The sequence below is a fragment of the Pseudomonadota bacterium genome, from assembly GCA_016711215.1.
Classification (GTDB): Bacteria; Myxococcota_A; Polyangia.
In genome coordinates, this window is sequence record JADJTL010000007.1 from 21,887 (window position 1) to 36,194 (window position 14,308).

At 68.8% G+C, this 14,308-nt stretch carries 15 protein-coding genes and 1 other RNA gene; 1 reads left to right on the forward strand and 15 read right to left on the reverse strand.

Annotated elements, in window-relative coordinates:
- Positions 1-28 precede the first annotated feature (28 nt).
- The 11 genes from ssrS to IPL40_15240 form a co-directional block, all read right to left on the reverse strand.
- A non-coding RNA gene (gene ssrS, locus IPL40_15190) (6S RNA) lies at positions 29-208 on the reverse strand.
- Positions 209-306: 98 nt separating this feature from the next.
- Positions 307-1,002 carry an NADH-quinone oxidoreductase subunit I gene (locus IPL40_15195; protein ID MBK8482485.1) on the reverse strand — a complete coding sequence of 232 codons (696 nt, stop codon included), beginning with the start codon at positions 1,000-1,002 and terminating at the stop codon, positions 307-309.
- Positions 1,003-1,005: 3 nt separating this feature from the next.
- A complete protein-coding gene (locus tag IPL40_15200; protein ID MBK8482486.1) occupies positions 1,006-2,112 on the reverse strand; it encodes an NADH-quinone oxidoreductase subunit H in 1,107 nt (368 codons plus the stop codon).
- Between the two features lie 20 nt (positions 2,113-2,132).
- On the reverse strand, positions 2,133-3,764 hold the full coding sequence (locus tag IPL40_15205) for a (2Fe-2S)-binding protein (GenBank protein ID MBK8482487.1): 1,632 nt from the start codon (positions 3,762-3,764) through the stop codon (positions 2,133-2,135).
- The gene (locus tag IPL40_15210) at positions 3,748-5,025 is read right to left on the reverse strand and encodes an NADH-quinone oxidoreductase subunit D (GenBank protein ID MBK8482488.1); all 1,278 of its coding nucleotides are present in this window, start codon (positions 5,023-5,025) and stop codon (positions 3,748-3,750) included. Before IPL40_15210 ends, IPL40_15205 begins: the two co-directional genes overlap by 17 nt.
- A 71-nt stretch (positions 5,026-5,096) precedes the next feature.
- The gene (locus IPL40_15215; protein MBK8482489.1) at positions 5,097-5,636 is read right to left on the reverse strand and encodes an NADH-quinone oxidoreductase subunit C; all 540 of its coding nucleotides are present in this window, start codon (positions 5,634-5,636) and stop codon (positions 5,097-5,099) included.
- 71 nt (positions 5,637-5,707) lie between these two features.
- A complete protein-coding gene (gene nuoB / locus IPL40_15220; protein MBK8482490.1) occupies positions 5,708-6,223 on the reverse strand; it encodes an NADH-quinone oxidoreductase subunit NuoB in 516 nt (171 codons plus the stop codon).
- Positions 6,214-6,618, reverse strand: a complete 405-nt coding sequence (locus IPL40_15225) for an NADH-quinone oxidoreductase subunit A (GenBank protein MBK8482491.1) — start codon at positions 6,616-6,618, stop codon at positions 6,214-6,216. Before IPL40_15225 ends, nuoB begins: the two co-directional genes overlap by 10 nt.
- 112 nt (positions 6,619-6,730) lie before the next feature.
- Positions 6,731-7,225 (reverse strand): macro domain-containing protein, encoded by a 495-nt coding sequence (locus IPL40_15230; protein ID MBK8482492.1) that lies wholly within the window; start codon positions 7,223-7,225, stop codon positions 6,731-6,733.
- Between the two features lie 64 nt (positions 7,226-7,289).
- Positions 7,290-7,778 (reverse strand): CarD family transcriptional regulator, encoded by a 489-nt coding sequence (locus tag IPL40_15235; protein MBK8482493.1) that lies wholly within the window; start codon positions 7,776-7,778, stop codon positions 7,290-7,292.
- 206 nt (positions 7,779-7,984) lie between these two features.
- Complete coding sequence (locus tag IPL40_15240) at positions 7,985-8,803, reverse strand: lytic transglycosylase domain-containing protein (GenBank protein ID MBK8482494.1); 819 nt, start codon at positions 8,801-8,803, stop codon at positions 7,985-7,987.
- A 119-nt stretch (positions 8,804-8,922) separates the two neighbouring features.
- Here IPL40_15240 and pgsA point away from each other — a divergent pair, with 119 nt between their 5' ends.
- Positions 8,923-9,540: a CDP-diacylglycerol--glycerol-3-phosphate 3-phosphatidyltransferase gene (gene pgsA, locus IPL40_15245; GenBank protein ID MBK8482495.1), complete on the forward strand. Its 618-nt coding sequence runs from the start codon at positions 8,923-8,925 to the stop codon at positions 9,538-9,540.
- On the opposite strand, the gene IPL40_15250 is transcribed toward pgsA, so the two are convergent.
- From IPL40_15250 to IPL40_15265, 4 genes are all read right to left on the reverse strand, one after another.
- The gene (locus IPL40_15250) at positions 9,534-11,048 is read right to left on the reverse strand and encodes a hypothetical protein (GenBank protein MBK8482496.1); all 1,515 of its coding nucleotides are present in this window, start codon (positions 11,046-11,048) and stop codon (positions 9,534-9,536) included. The genes pgsA and IPL40_15250 overlap by 7 nt on opposite strands.
- Positions 11,049-11,057: 9 nt before the next feature.
- Entirely contained in the window at positions 11,058-12,056 is a 999-nt protein-coding gene (locus IPL40_15255; GenBank protein ID MBK8482497.1) for a hypothetical protein, read from the reverse strand.
- A gap of 46 nt (positions 12,057-12,102) precedes the next feature.
- Entirely contained in the window at positions 12,103-12,792 is a 690-nt protein-coding gene (locus tag IPL40_15260; GenBank protein MBK8482498.1) for a hypothetical protein, read from the reverse strand.
- 108 nt (positions 12,793-12,900) lie between these two features.
- On the reverse strand, positions 12,901-14,277 hold the full coding sequence (locus tag IPL40_15265) for a sigma 54-dependent Fis family transcriptional regulator (GenBank protein MBK8482499.1): 1,377 nt from the start codon (positions 14,275-14,277) through the stop codon (positions 12,901-12,903).
- Between the last annotated feature and the right edge of the window lie 31 nt (positions 14,278-14,308).

The window sequence follows — 14,308 nt, forward strand, 5'->3', positions numbered from 1 at the left end:
GAGTGTGTCATCGGCGCGGGCGAAGAGACGGCCCCGCAGAGAGCGATGGAAGACCTTCTACACCCTGAGCAACAAAGGCGGGGCCCGCGGTACTCGCCCCTGCGCTTCCCGACGATGCGGGTCTGCGCGCGACGTGCAGGGGCAGGCCCCAAGGGTATAGTCAAGGGAGTAGAAAAGTAGTCCTCCTGTCGTTCCTCCGCAGCAAGCCTAGGCAGCAGTATCCCGCCAACGTGCGGATGGGGTCAACGGCGCAAAGGCCGTGCCACGGGGAGGCGCTTCGAGGATGTTGGCCTGGCGGCCAGCGCGCTAGCGCCCCTGATCCGCCGTGGTCTTGCGACGATAACCAAGAGACGCGTCGTCGTAGGCTTTGTCGGGGCGGTAGATCTGGCGGGCGTCGCCGATCGCGGCGCCGTAGCGCTCACGCCAATCGACGCCGTCGCCACCGTCCCGCGCGATGCTGAGGGCCGCCCGTGACAAGAGCTGTTCCTTATCGAGCACGGCCTCGCGGCGGTGCTCGATCGGCGGCATATGCTCCTGCGTGTCCATCCGCAGCGCGTCGCAGGGGCAGGCCTCGACGCAGAGCCCGCAGACGACGCAGACCAGCTCGTCGATCTCGAACTTGACCGGGAACTTCTCGACGCTGCGGCTGCCGGGGTGCTCGCGCTCGCCGGCCTCGATCGTGATGCAGTTCGCGGGACAGATCGTCGCGCACATCATGCACGCAGTGCAGCGCACGGAGCCGTCATCGCGCGTCATCAGTCGATGCCGTCCGCGGAAGCGCTCCGGACGCTGCCGTTGCTTCTGCTTGCCGCGCCAGGCGTCGGGGTCGCTGCTCGGCGGTGGATCGGGCAGATCCCACTCCCCGTAGCGCAGGGTCTCGATCTCCTTGCTGCCGAAGGTGTTGACGAAGAAGTGCCGGAGCGTGATGCGGAGCCCGCGGATTAGCCCCAGCAGGTAGAGGCGGTCGCCGAAGGTGCGCTTTATCGTGACGATTTTTGCCATCGGCTACCTCGCGGCCTGGGCTGCGAGCAGCACGCCAGCGGTGACAACGATGTTGAAGATCGACGCCGGAAGCAGCGACTTCCAGCCCAGGCGCATCAGTTGATCGAAGCGCAGACGGGGCAGCGTCCAGCGGATCGCGAGCTGCAGAAAGCAGACGAGGAAGACCTTGGCGAAGAAGCTGAGCACGCGGGCGAGCACGACCAGACCGTGCGATAGCGGCAGGTAGTGCCCGAGGATCCGCAGGCCGTCATCGGCCAGTCCCGGCAGCTGCCAACCGCCGAAGAAGATCGTCGTGACCAGGCAACCGACGAAGACGATCTCGAGGAACTCGGCCAGGTAGAACATCATGAAGCGCGTGCCCGAGTACTCGACGAAGTAGCCGACGATCTCGGATTCCCCCTCGGGGATGTCGAAGGGCGCGCGCTTCGTCTCGGCGATCGCGGCGCAGAGAAAGAGCACGAAGCCGAGCGGCTGGCGGATGATGCCCCAGTCCCAGAGGCTGGCCTGTGCCTGCACCAGCGCCATCGGCTCGAGGGTGCCGTAGACCAGCAGGACCCCGACCACGGCCAGACCCATCGTGACCTCGTAGGAGATCATCTGCGCCGCAGCGCGTAGCCCGCCGAGGAGGCCAAAGTTGTTGAAGGACGACCAGCCGGCTAGCACCGCCCCGTAGGCGCCGAGCGAGGCGACCGCAAAGACGAAGAGCAGCCCGATATCGATCTGGGCGATCTGCAGCGCCTCGGGACGGCAAGCCGCGAGATCCGGGCCCACCGTGCGCCAGGCGCTGGCGCAAAGCGGGGGCCCGAAGGGAATCACGGCGAAGACGAGGAGGACGGGCACGAGCGCCAGCACCGGCGCCAGCAGGTAGATGCCCTTGCGCGCCCGCGGCGGGATGAAGTCCTCCTTGAAGAGCAGCTTGAGGGCGTCGGCCAGCGGGTGGAACAGGCCCTTGAGCCGCACCGAGCCGATGTTGGCGCGGACCGGGCCGATCCGGTCCTGCATCATCGCGCTCTGTCGTCGCTCCATCCACGTCAGCAGCGCCGAGAGGCCGACGGCGAAGCCGAGCATCACGGCGATCTTGAGCAGGGACCAGGCGAGGATCGCGAGCATGACAGTGTCTCTCTCTGCGGCTATCCGCGGCGGCAGGCCCAGCGCAGGCGCACCGTCGGTCGCTCTTCGCCCCAGCTGGCGCGCCGGAAGAGGGGAACCTCGTCTCGCAGCTGCTCGAAGACGTCCTTGGCGGCCTCGCCCTGCGGGGGATGGCCGAGCGCGGCGCCGATCGCGTGGATCCAGGCCCAATGCGGACGCGCGTGGCCAGGGGGCTCGAAGGCCGCGCGTAGCCGCCCCAGTTCGTTGCGCCAGTTGGTGATCGTGCCCTCGACCTCCGCCCAGGCGGCCGCCGGTAGGACGACCTGCGCCGCTTGCGTCAGCGGTGAGCTGCAGGTCGCCTGGACCACCACGAATTCGACGCTGCCGAGGGCCGCAGCCACGGGGGCCGCCAGGTCGCTGGCATTGCCAACCACGTAGAGGCCCTTGATCGAGCCCGCGCGCAGGGCCTCGAGCAGGGCCGCGCCGTCGGCCGTGGCGCCCGCGAACTGCGCCGCCACCGCCTGCGTGCCGGCGCGGTTGGGGTTGGGGTCGTCACGGCGCAAGATCGTGTCGCCGCGGCCGTCGTCGGCGCGGTCGGCGATGAAGAGCCGGGCGCCGGCCCATCGGCTGGCAAGCTGGACCGCGGCGAAGTTATCCTCGTTCGTCGCGTCGGCTCCGAGCACCACCGCGAGGCTCGCCGGGGCGCGCCCGGCCAGCGCCTCCAACGCGCTTGCGGCGCGGGCACAGGCCTGCTCCGGCGTCGCCGGTTGGCCGTCCGCGACGGCCTCGGTCAGGCGATCGGCGGCGATCGCCTGGTAGCTGCGCCGGCCCTCGTCGCACATCCAGCTCAGGTTCATGTCCCAGCGCTTGGGCGGCACCATGCGGTGGATCGCTCCCCCCTTGTGGTGCAGCTCGGTGGCGCAGCCCGCGGCGCAGCCGTTGCACACGGAGAGCGTCGACCAGAGGTCCCAGACGCGACTGCGGAAGCGGAAGTCCTTATCCGTCAGCGCACCCACGGGGCAGATATCGACGGTGTTGAGCGCATAGGGGTTGTCGAGCGCCTGGCCGGGCGCCGTGGTCAGTTCGGTATGATCCCCGCGTTCGGCGAAGGTGAGCTGCGGCGCGCCGGCGACCTCGCTGCAAAAGCGAATGCAGCGGCTACAGAGGATGCAGCGCTCGGCGTCGAGCACGATGTTCGGACCGAGATCGACGCGCTTCGGTTTGTGCACCTTCTGGTGATTGATCGCCGCCGGGCGGGCGTCCCAGTCCATGTAGTGGCGCTGCAGCGCGCACTCGCCGGCCTTGTCGCAGATCACGCAGTCGACGGGGTGGTTGAGCAGGGTGAACTCGAGCATGGCGCGGCGCGCATCACGCACCTGGTCGGTCTGTGAGCGCACGCTCACGCCATGCTGCACCGTGCACTGGCAGGCGGGTACGAGGCGATAGCCCTCGCCGATGCCGACGAGGCACTGCCGGCATTGTGCCGCGACGCTCAGCCCCGGGTGGTAGCAGAAGGCGCTCAGCGGCTCGCCAGCCTCGAGCAGCGCCTCGAGGAGGTTCTGACCCTTGAGCGCGCGGATCGGGCGCCCGTCGAGCTGAAACTCAACGACCTCGCCGGTGCCACGCGCGGCGCTGGCGACGGCGGACTGCGGCTTGTTAGCGGTCACATTCACCACCGATCATGTTCAGCGTGTCGAAGGTCGGGATGATGTCGGCGATGTTCAGCCCCGTCAGCAGGTGGCCGAGCGCCGTCATCTGCATGAAGCAGGGCGGGCGGCAGCGGCACTTGACCGGACGCCCGCTGCCGTCGGCGACCAGGTAGAAGCCGAGCTCGCCGTTGCCGGCCTCGGTGTAGGAGTAGACCTCGCCGGCGGGCACCTCGATGCCGTCGACCACCAGCTTGAAGTGGTTTATCAGCCCCTCGATCGTGTTGTAGGCCTGGGCCTTGGTCGGCATGCTGACGCGGGGGTCGGCGAGCTGGATCGCGCCCGGCTCGAGCTGCTGCAGACACTGGCGGATGATCGCGCAGGACTGGCGGATCTCCTCCAGGCGCACCAGATAGCGGTCCATGTTGTCGCCGGCCGCGCCGATCGGGATCTCGAAGGCGACGCGATCGTAGTGGAGGTAGGGATGCGCCTTGCGCACGTCATAGTCGACGCCGCTGCCGCGCAGGCAAGGTCCCGTCCAGCCGTGGCTGATCGCCTCGTCCGCGCTGATCACGGCGATGCCCTGCATCCGATCCATGAAGATGCGGTTGCGGGTGATCAGCTGGTCGAACTCGGCGACCACGGGCAGCAGGCGGTCGAGCGTCTGCTGCGTGCGCTCCGCGAAGTCCGCGGGCAGATCCGCGGCAACGCCGCCAATGCGCACGTAGGCATGGGTCAGGCGCGCCCCCGAGACCAGCTCGAGCAGATCCCAGACCCATTCACGCGCCTTGATCACGTAGAAGTAGGGCGTGAAGGCGCCCAACTCCATCACCTGCGCGCCGAGATAGGTCAGATGATCGGAGAGGCGCGCAAGCTCGCCGACGATCATTCGGATCCACTGCGCACGGGGCGGGGCGCTCACGCCGAGCAGCTTCTCGACCGCCAGGGCGTAGCCGACGTTGTTGAGCATCGGCGAGACGTAGTTGAGCCGATCGGTGTAGGGGAAGTTCTCGGCCCAGGTATGTGCTTCGCATTCCTTCTCGAAGCCGCGGTGCAAGTAGCCGACCGAGACCACCGCCGAGTCGATCTTCTCGCCGTCCAAGGCGAGGCGCAGATGGACGGTGCCATGCATCGCCGGATGCGATGGGCCCATGTTGAGGACCATCTCCTCCGTCGGCAGGTCGCGGCCGTCGCTATGCTGTTGCCCGTGACCGAGCAAGCCCGGCCGTTGCGGCGGGTGAGCGCCGACGCCCGCGGGCAGCGGACGAGCGAGCTTGGCATCACGCATTGGGGGCCTCCCTGCCGGCAGCGCGCCAGCCTCGTTGCCGACGGCGCCTTGGCCTTTCTGCCGACGGCGCCTTAGAGCAGGCCGCGACGCCCATCGGGGCGTCCGCCGAGCGCGGCGGAGATCTCGGCGGCGGGTCGCCGCGAGAGCGGTTGTCGGCGATCCTTCACGTAGTCCTTCCGCAGGGGATGGCCCTGGAACGCCTCATAGAGCAGGATTCGGCGCATGTCCGGGTGATTGCGAAACTTGATGCCGTAGAGGTCCCAGACCTCGCGTTCGAGCCAATTGCCATTGCGCCAGAGATCCGAGACGGTCTCGACCTCGGCGGCGGGGTCGTCGACGCCCAGCTTGAGGCGCACGCGATGGCGCCGCGGCAGGGAGTAGAGGTGGTAGACGACCTCGAAACGAGGGCGTCGCCCCTGTTCGAGGTAGTCGACGGCGCTCAGGTCGGTGAGCATATCGAAGACCAACTCGGGCGTATCTCGCAGCCAAAGGCAGACGGCGCGAATGGCTGCGGGTTCGATCAGGGCGGTGTCGTCCCCGCGCTCGCTATGGGTGCGCAGCACGGCACGCCCAAACTGCTCCCGCAATTGCTTCAAGACGTCCAGACTCACGGTTCGCTCCTGACTGGTGCGGTAGGCTGACGGTCCGGGCAGCGCCGATCGCCTCTCGTCGGTCGCCGCCTCTAGGGCCGCGGCGGCCGCTTGCCCTGGCGCTGCGCGGCGGGTTCGAGCGGCTGCTGGCGCTGTGACCAGCCGCGCCCCTCTTGGATCCGCTGCTGTAGCATGATCAGCGCATCGAGCACCTGCTCGGGCTGCGGAGGACAGCCGGGAATATACACGTCGACGGGTATCACGTGGTCAATTCCCGGGACCGTCGAATAGTTCTGGTAGAAGCCACCGCTCGAGGCGCAGACACCGAAGGCAACGACCCACTTGGGCTCGCAGATCTGCTCGTAGATGCGCTTGAGCACCGGCGCCTGCCGTTCGGTGACGGTGCCGACAACCATCAGCAGATCGGCCTGGCGCGGCGAGAAGCGGGGAAACTCGGCGCCGAAGCGGGCCACGTCGAAGCGTGGGCCCCAGAGCGCCATGAACTCCATGCCGCAGCAGGCCGTGACGAAGGGGTACTGGAACAAGGAGTACTTGCGCGCCCAGTTGATCGCGTCGGCGAGGCGCCCGGTGGCCAGCTCTAGTCCCATTCGAGGGCCTTCTTGCGCCAAACGTAGGCGAGGGCGAGCAGCAGCACTGCGACAAAGACCAGCATCAGGAGCAGGCCGAAGGGATTACCGCGGCCCTGGCAGACGCCGCGGTAGACCTCGCCGTCACAGCTGAGCTCGCGGTAGAGCACGGCCCAGGGGTAGAAGAAGGCCGCCTCGATGTCAAAGACGAGGAAGAGCAAGGCGACGCGGTAGAACTGGACGCCAAAGCGAAGCTGCGGCGTGCGTTCGGGATCGAGCCCGCTTTCGTAGGGAAGCAGCTTCTCGGCGGTCGGGCGGCTGGGTCCGAGCAGGCGCGCGAGCAGCGTCAGCGCCAGCGCCATGCCGAGGGCGATGACCAACAACAGGGCGATCGGCAGGTAGCTGCTCAGGCTCATTCGACCGTCCGCGCGCGTGGGCGGTGGTGCCCGCCGCTGGCAGTGCCCGATGCCGGCCTCGGCCCGGCAGGGCGCTGGGGCGGCGCGGCGACCTTGACGCCGCCTAGGTCGGTCACGCCGGCACCTGGGCGCTGAAGGCCTGGCACATTACGGGGTCCTCGTCGACGAGGAGCACGCAGACGGGCGTCGCGCCCTTGTAGGCGCGCACCTCGTCGATGATCGCGCGCGAGGCCTCCTCCTCGGAGACCCCCAGATCACCGTAGCCCATCCCCGGGATCGCGATGCGCTCGAGCGAGTGTGCCGTCGCGGCCAGCAGACTGGCTCTCGTGGCGCGCCGGATGCTCTCGACGCTGACCCGGGTCCCGGGGGCCTCGAGCAATGGGGCATGAATCAGGCTCCGCGCGCGTAGCGGACCAGCGCCGGTCACCAAGGCCGCGCCGACCGCGATCGGCGCGTGCATTGTCACCGCCTCTTCGCAGGCCGCTCCGATGCGCTCGCGCGCACGGGCCGCGATACCTTCGACCATCGTGCCCAGGGAGTTGGTCGGAATGACCAAACCATCGACGTCGAAGTCGAGGATGTCACCGCCGCGAACTTCAATTTGCATGGGGCGCGACGCTAACGATCTGGTGCGTTGCTGTCAAGCTCGGGCCGCTGGGCCTGCGCGGGCCTCAGTTCTCGAACAGCTTCTCGAGCTCCTGCTCGGTCTTCGCCTCGGTGTGCTTGCGGGCGACCGCGAGCTCCTTGACGATCAGGTTCTTCGCAGTGTCGAGCATGCGCCGCTCGCCGAAGGAGAGCGTCTTCGTCGCCTTGAGTCGGTAGAGATCGCGGAAGACCTCGGCGACCTCAAAGAGGGAGCCGGTCTTGATCTTCTCCATGAAGCCACGGTAGCGCCGGTTCCAGGTCTGCTTGTCGGCGTGGATCTCCTTCTCGCGCAGGATATCCAGGACCTCCTCGATCTCTGCTGCGCTGGCGATGCGGCGCAGCCCGACCTCGTGCGCCTTGTCGACGGGCACCATGATGCGCATGTCGGTGTCGAGGATGCGCAGCACGTAGAAGCGCAGGGGCTTGCCCGAGATGTGCTTCTCCTCGTTGCCGACGATCTCGACCACGCCCTGGGCCGGATAAACGGCCATTTGGCCGACGCGGAATATCTCCATCCACCGTCTCCTCGCGTGCCTGTGCCGAACGTCAGCGGTTCGTCCGGGAGGCTCCACGCGTTACCACTGCGGCGCCGCCAGCGACTCGGCGGCGGCGACCGCCGCCGGGCACAATCCTGGAGCTGCTGACCGCATCACAGGTAGGTAAAAAACACACACCCACCCCAAGCGGCGGCATTATAACCCGGAGTTGGGAGCGAGGAGAACTACCTCCTTGTCAGCACCTCGCCGCGCGGCTCCGCGGTGGCTCGCTTCCGCGCCAGCTCGCCCTCCGGGTGCGCTGCCTCTTCCTGCTGCTTCGAGGGCGGGTCCTCACTCGAAGCGGCCGCAGCGCTCGCGGGGATCATCGCCCCGGGCAGGGCGCGCTGGCGCAGCCGACGGTAGCGGCCCATGACCATCCGCACGTACTGCAGCGTGGTCGCGTAGGGCGGAGGCCCGTCGTAGCGCAACACCGCGCCTGGGCCCGCGTGATAACCGGCGAGGGTCTTGACGAGGCTGCCAGCGAACTGATTGGCGAGGACGCGGAGGAAACGGACACCGCCGAAGATGTTCTGTCGCGCGTCGAAGACGTCGGTGACGCCCATGCCGCGGGCGGTGGCTGGCATGAGCTGCATCAGCCCCTGCGCGCCGGCCCGTGAGATCGCGTTGCGGTCGTAGTCGGACTCGACGCCGATGACCGCGTGAATCAACGAGGGCGGAATCTGGTAGACTGCCGCAGCCTGTTGTATGTGCTGCTCGTAGCGCTGAGCGCGGTCGGGCGGCAGAGGGCGCCGGCTGCGGCGCGCGTGGATCTGGGCTGCCTTCCCCGGCCCGGTCCGCATGACGCGACGCCACGGCTTCCCGGGTTGCGGAATGTTGGTGAAGTGAATGACGCCGTCTCGGCTGGTGTACGCGAAAATGTCGGCAGCGGCGGGTACGGGCGCGAGCAGCAGCAGCGCCAGTGCCGCTGACAGCGCTACGCTCCTGCTTCGTCCCCTGGGGACGGACCATGCAGGGGCGACGCGCGAGGGTAACCCACTGCTCACGGGTAACCCACTGCTCACGGGTAACCCACTGCTCACGGGTAAGGCTCCGTTGGTCAGCGCCCTGCGCGGCGCTGATGCTGGGCTGATGCGCAGAGACGAACGCAAACTCGGAATTTAGCATGGCGCCCCGGGTCAAACAAAAGCGCGGCGGCTGGGGTGGCACGAGCGAAGTGCGCACCTTGCCCAATCTGCTGACCCTGCTGCGCATCGTCAGCATTCCCGCAGTGCTGTTCTATATCGACAACGAGAGCGCGCTGCGCAGCTTCGTCGCCTGCTTGCTCTTCATGCTGGCAGCGGTGACTGACTTCCTTGACGGCTACCTGGCGCGGCGCCAGCGCAAGGTGAGCCTGCTCGGCCAGTTCCTCGATCCGCTGGCGGACAAGATCCTGGTGATGGCCACGCTCGTGTGGATGGTGCCGCTCGGTCGCATCGACGGCTGGGTCGTGATCCTGCTGCTCGCGCGCGAATTGGCGGTGACGACGCTGCGAGGGATCGCCTCGGCGCAGGGCCTGGTCATCGCGGCGCGTCCCTTGGGCAAGGAGAAGACCGCGCTGCAACTGGTCGGCATCGCCTGCCTGATCTTGCACTTCCGCTACCGGCTGCTCTTCACCGACCTCTATGTCGACTTCCAGCGCGTCGGAATGCACACGATCTATTTCTCGCTCGTCCTGTCGATTTTTTCAGCGGTGGACTACCTGCTCCATTTCAGCCGCGCACTCGATCAGCCGCATCAATAGACGAAGACCTCGGCCGTATCGCTGACCTGCGGAAGGGCCGTGCCCTCGCCCGAGCCGAGCGCCGCGCTCTCGGTCAAGCCGCCTGCAACCAGCAGCCATCCTGAAGCCAGCAGCGTGGTGCTGTGGCCGGCGCGGGGCAGTCGGAGACAGCAGTGCGCGCGCGCGTTGAAGCTGCCATTGCTGTCGATCTGCAGCTCCTCGAAGGAGTTGCTCGGCGAGCCGTTGAGGCTGAGCGCGAAGCCGCCGACGACCAGCACGCGGCCGTCGCGCAGCAGGCTCGTGGTATGGGCCCAGCGCGGCGTGCGCAGCTCGACGACCACGCTGGCGCCGCGCGCATCGACCCGCTCGACGGCTGCCGTCGCCGCTCCATCGTCGGTGAGCCCGCCGACGAGCAGAACGCTGCCGTCGCCAAGCAGCGTGGCCGTATGGTGGGCGCGGGCCACCTGCAGCGCCGGTCCGCCCGCCCACTGGGGCGCGCCAGGCAGGAGCAGCTCGGTGGTCGCCAGCGGGTGGTGGTCGGCGTCGAAGCCGCCGGCTACGATCAGGGTGGCATCGCCGAGCGCGGTGACCGTGAAGTTGCGCCGAGCCTGTCGCAGTCGGGGCAGGGGAGTGATCATCCCGCCGCGGTAGAGTTCGACGCCGTCGGTGACCGTAGCGCCGCTGCGGCCGCTGACGAGCACGACCTGATCGGGACCGCGATCGGCTGCGGCGTGTCCGGTTCGGGTGGTGTCGAGCGGCGGGCCCTCGAAGAAGACGCCCGATCGCGCGCTGTAGAGCTCGGTGGCGGTCGTCGGCGGGGCTGCGGCCGCGCCAGCGTCGATGCTGCCGCCGGCGACGAGCACCGTGTCGTCCCGTGCGAGGTGCGTCGCCGAATGCCCGAGGCGTGCCTGCTGCAGGCAGCCTCGCGGACGGTCGCATGGCGAGTCCTCGCTGAAGCGAAGGGCCTGCCCGTCGAGCCATTCGACGCTGGCCGTGGGGCTTGGCGCGCTCGTTTGCTCGGCCCGCCAGGGCGCGGTCGTTCCGCCCACCAAAAGCAGCGAGCCATCGCCCAGCGGCGTCGCTGTGTGAAAGGCGCGCCCCTCGACCATTCCGCGGCGCTTGCCACTGGCCGTGGCGGCGATGGCGCTGAAGCGCTCGAGGCGTCCAATGTAGAGCGCCAGCGTCCCCTCGCCGGCGCCGAGCGCCAGCGGCGCGCTGCGCCCGCGGCTGACCACGTTGCCCGCCGGTCCGAGCCCCTCGACGGTAATCGTCTGCCCGCGACCGACCGGGACGCCGCCGAGGCGACCACGACCCTCGCTGACCGCGAGCAGGAGCGGTCCGCTGCGGCCTTGACCGCCGGAGACCGTGAGGCGGAGCGTCTGGGCCACCCCCTCGAGGGGCGCCTCGAGGGGGTCCGGGGAGGCGACGAGCTGCAGGGTGACGTGGCCCTGCTGCTGCTCACAGGCGACCAGGGCGAGCGCGCTGGTCGCCAGCAGGCTCAGGGACTGAAGCGCGCGGAGGGATCGCATCTGGAGCGGCTACCAGCGCACGTCCAGCGCCACGACGTCGCGCTGCAGGGCGAGGGGCACGGCCGTGGCCACGCCTCCCACGACAATCGCGGCCGCGACCCAGACATACCAGCGCGCGTACCAGGCGCGGGGCGGGGCTGTCGCCGGGCGCGGCTGAGCCGCCGGCGACGCCGGCAGGACGGGCGCCTTTACCCCTACCTGGGCCCCTGCCTCGACCCGCGCCTCGAGCCACGCCTTGAGCTTCACCCCGAGCTCGCGCGCGCGCGCTTGGGCGGCGGCCGCCGGCGCAATGCTGATGCTGCTGGCATCGATCAGGGTGTAGTGCAGCGCCCCTCGCTCGAGGGCCAGGCCCTTGAGCAGAACCGTTCCCTCCTGCGGCGTGTCCGCGGCGAGCACGATCGCGTAGCGCGCCTCGGGCTGCAGTCCGAAGAGGGCTGTCAGCTCCGTGCTCGGCGGCGGCGTCGCCGCCTCCGGCTCATGCTCGAGCGCTCGGGCGAAGGCCTCGCGCACCTGGGGGCTGTAGTGCGCGTCGAGGATGAGCTCGGCATCGAGTTGATGCGCGCGCCGGAAATCCTCACCCGCCAGGTCGGGTCGCGACTGGTTGAGCCCCGCGATGGCTCGCAGCAGGTGGAGCTGCGCCAGCAGCGCCGGCTCATAGAAGCGCACGAAGGCGCTGCGAGCGAGCGCGAGCGCCTCGTCGACCTTGCGCGCCGCGACGTCGTCGGCGAGCGCCAACAGCGCCTGACGGCCCTCCTCGCGCAGCGCCTTGATGCGCGCCGTCACGCCGGTTTCGGCGTCGCGTTGTTGCATCAGCGGGGTCAGGGCCGCGAGCGGTATGACCTGAAATCGTGGCGAGTTGAGGAGCTCGCGGGCGGCCAGCCCGACGAGGTCCGAGGGGCCTGAGTCAGCCAGCAGCAAGAGGCGTGAACGAGGCCGAACTGGCGCGGCCAGGCAGAGGCCGCCCAGGAGCAGCAGAGCTGGTGGCAGCAGCGCGAGGCGGGCCGTCATGTGGTGCCGCGGATGGCTCAGGGCGCGAGAGAGGCGCCGGCTTCCGCTACTCGCCGTGGCAGCTCGCGGTGATCGACTTGACGTCACGGCAGAGCAGGCCGGTCGCGCGGGCGTCGGCGCGTGTTGCGCCTCCGTCGGTCGCGACGCCCGCATCGCCGGCCGCCGAGCCGCTCCTCGCCAGGACCGCCTGGCCGCAGAATGCGACGACCAGCGGCTTGAAATTCTGGGCGTTGGAATGGATGCGGAACTGGGCGTGGTCCTCACCGACGCTGGCCGGCGCCCAGTCGGTCTTGATCGCGATGATCTCGCCCGGGGCGAGCTCCTTCTTCTCGATCGCCGCCTCCTGGAAGGAGCAGCGCTCGTCGCCATAGATCTGAACCTTCTCGATCACCAGCGTTTGCTTGCCCGTCGAGCAGTTCGTCAGGTTGAGGTTGATTTGGGACGGCCCGGGGCAGTTACCAGTGTCCTTGCAGTTCGGTATCACGCCATAGGTCCAGGCGGTCGGGTTGCCGATGTCAGGACAGATCTGGGGCTGCGCGCAGTTGTACTGCTTGTACTCGAGCACCTGCTGGGCGGGGCTCCGGCCCTCGAATTCGGCCACGCCGATCCCCTGCGGCGGGCAGGCACGCTTGGCGTCGCCCGCGCCGTCCGAGCAGGCGCCGAGCGCCGCCAGCACGCAACCGCCCACGACCATGATCCATCGCTCCATGATCCATCGCTCTGCTCTCATGCTCATCGCAGCCTCCAAGTAGGTAGCGCAAGATCGACTCAGACCCTGCATCGAGCCGAAGCCCTGCAAAAGCCCAAGCTGCGCCGGTTCGTCGCGCGCTGAGACCTCGTCGGTTCAGCCGTCGCTCGCGCCAGGGTCATCAGCGCCCGGCATCATCGCATGCTTGCTCAGTAGCATGTAGAGGTACTTGCGGTCGATGTCGGCCTCGCGCGCCGCGCGCGTGATGTTACGGCCGGTGCGCACGAGCAGGCGCGTGAGGTACTCATGCTCGAAGCGGTGGACCAGGCCCTCCTTGACCAACTTGAAGGGCCGCCGGTAGTCGATCGCGAAACGCAGCTCACTGTCGGCTGCGGCCTGGGTCGTGTCGCTCGGGAAGCAGGTCGGGTCGAAGGACTCGAGCTCGTCGAGATAGCTCGCCCGTTCGAGCAGATTGCGCAGCTCGCGGACGTTGCCGGGAAAGGTGTGGGCCAGCAGGCGATCCTGAAACGCGGGCTGCAGGCGATCCCAGCGCGTCCCGGCGGCGGCGAGGAAGCGCTCGGAGAGCAGCGGAACGTCCTCGAGGCGCTCGCGCAGCGCGGGCAGCGCGAAGGTGACCACGGAGAGCCGATAGTAGAGATCCTCGCGAAACTGCCCCTGGTCGACGGATTGGCGCAGGTCCTTCTTCGTCGCGGCGACGACCCGCAGATCCAGCTTGAGCGGCTTGTTCGAGCCGACGCGCGTGACCTCGCGCACGTCGAGCGCGCGCAGCAGCTTGGGTTGGACGTCGAGCGGCAGGTCGTCGAGCTCGTCGATGAAGAGCGTTCCGCCGGCGCAGGTCTCCAGCGCGCCGCGCCGCTGGTGGGTGGCGCCGGTGAAGGACCCCTTCTCGTGGCCGAAGAGCTCGCTCTCGATCAGGGTGCGCGAAATGGCGCCGCAGTCGACGGTTACGAAGGGCTTGTCGGCGCGCAGGCTCGCCGCGTGGATGGCGTGGGCGACGGCGCCCTTGCCGGTGCCCGTCTCGCCGGTGATCAGAATCGTGGCATCCGTCGGGGCGACGCGCTCGAGCAGGGCGAAGATGCGTCGCATCGCGGGCGTGCGGCCGCGCAGCTCGCCAAAGCTATCCTCGCCGGTCGGCTCGATGCGGACGCCCTCGTGGTGCGCCCGCAGTCGCAGCGCGACCTCGCCCACCCGCAGCTCCATCCCTGGTCGGAGGTAGGCCTCGACGATCCGAGCATTGTCGAGGAAGGTGCCGTTGGTGCTACCGAGGTCGCGCAGCAGGAAGCCGGTCGGCGTCTGCTCGAGCTCGAGGTGGTGACGGGAAACGGTGGCGTCGGCGATGGTGATGTCGTTATCGGGCCCCTTTCCCAGGCGCGTACGGGGCCCGAGGTCCCAGCTCTGTCCCGGTTCGGGGCCGCGGACGAGCTCCAGCCGAAAGCTCTGGACCGCCAGCTCGGGAAGCGGCTGCGCGCCGATCAGCCTCGTAGCTGGGTTCTGCCGGGAGCCTAGCGACAACCGAGAAACCTCCCCGACGAATGCAGCAGCT

Excerpts from the sequence above, each read along its gene's own strand:
- IPL40_15255 (MBK8482497.1), bottom strand. The coding sequence starts at position 12,056 with ATGACGGCCCGCCTCGCGCTGCTGCCACCAGCTCTGCTGCTCCTGGGC.
- IPL40_15195 (MBK8482485.1), bottom strand. The coding sequence starts at position 1,002 with ATGGCAAAAATCGTCACGATAAAGCGCACCTTCGGCGACCGCCTCTAC.
- IPL40_15260 (MBK8482498.1), bottom strand. The coding sequence starts at position 12,792 with ATGAGCATGAGAGCAGAGCGATGGATCATGGAGCGATGGATCATGGTC.
- IPL40_15210 (MBK8482488.1), bottom strand. The coding sequence starts at position 5,025 with ATGCGTGATGCCAAGCTCGCTCGTCCGCTGCCCGCGGGCGTCGGCGCT.
- IPL40_15200 (MBK8482486.1), bottom strand. The coding sequence starts at position 2,112 with ATGCTCGCGATCCTCGCCTGGTCCCTGCTCAAGATCGCCGTGATGCTC.
- pgsA (MBK8482495.1), top strand. The coding sequence starts at position 8,923 with ATGGCGCCCCGGGTCAAACAAAAGCGCGGCGGCTGGGGTGGCACGAGC.
- IPL40_15235 (MBK8482493.1), bottom strand. The coding sequence starts at position 7,778 with ATGGAGATATTCCGCGTCGGCCAAATGGCCGTTTATCCGGCCCAGGGC.
- IPL40_15230 (MBK8482492.1), bottom strand. The coding sequence starts at position 7,225 with ATGCAAATTGAAGTTCGCGGCGGTGACATCCTCGACTTCGACGTCGAT.
- IPL40_15250 (MBK8482496.1), bottom strand. The coding sequence starts at position 11,048 with ATGCGATCCCTCCGCGCGCTTCAGTCCCTGAGCCTGCTGGCGACCAGC.
- nuoB (MBK8482490.1), bottom strand. The coding sequence starts at position 6,223 with ATGGGACTAGAGCTGGCCACCGGGCGCCTCGCCGACGCGATCAACTGG.
- IPL40_15225 (MBK8482491.1), bottom strand. The coding sequence starts at position 6,618 with ATGAGCCTGAGCAGCTACCTGCCGATCGCCCTGTTGTTGGTCATCGCC.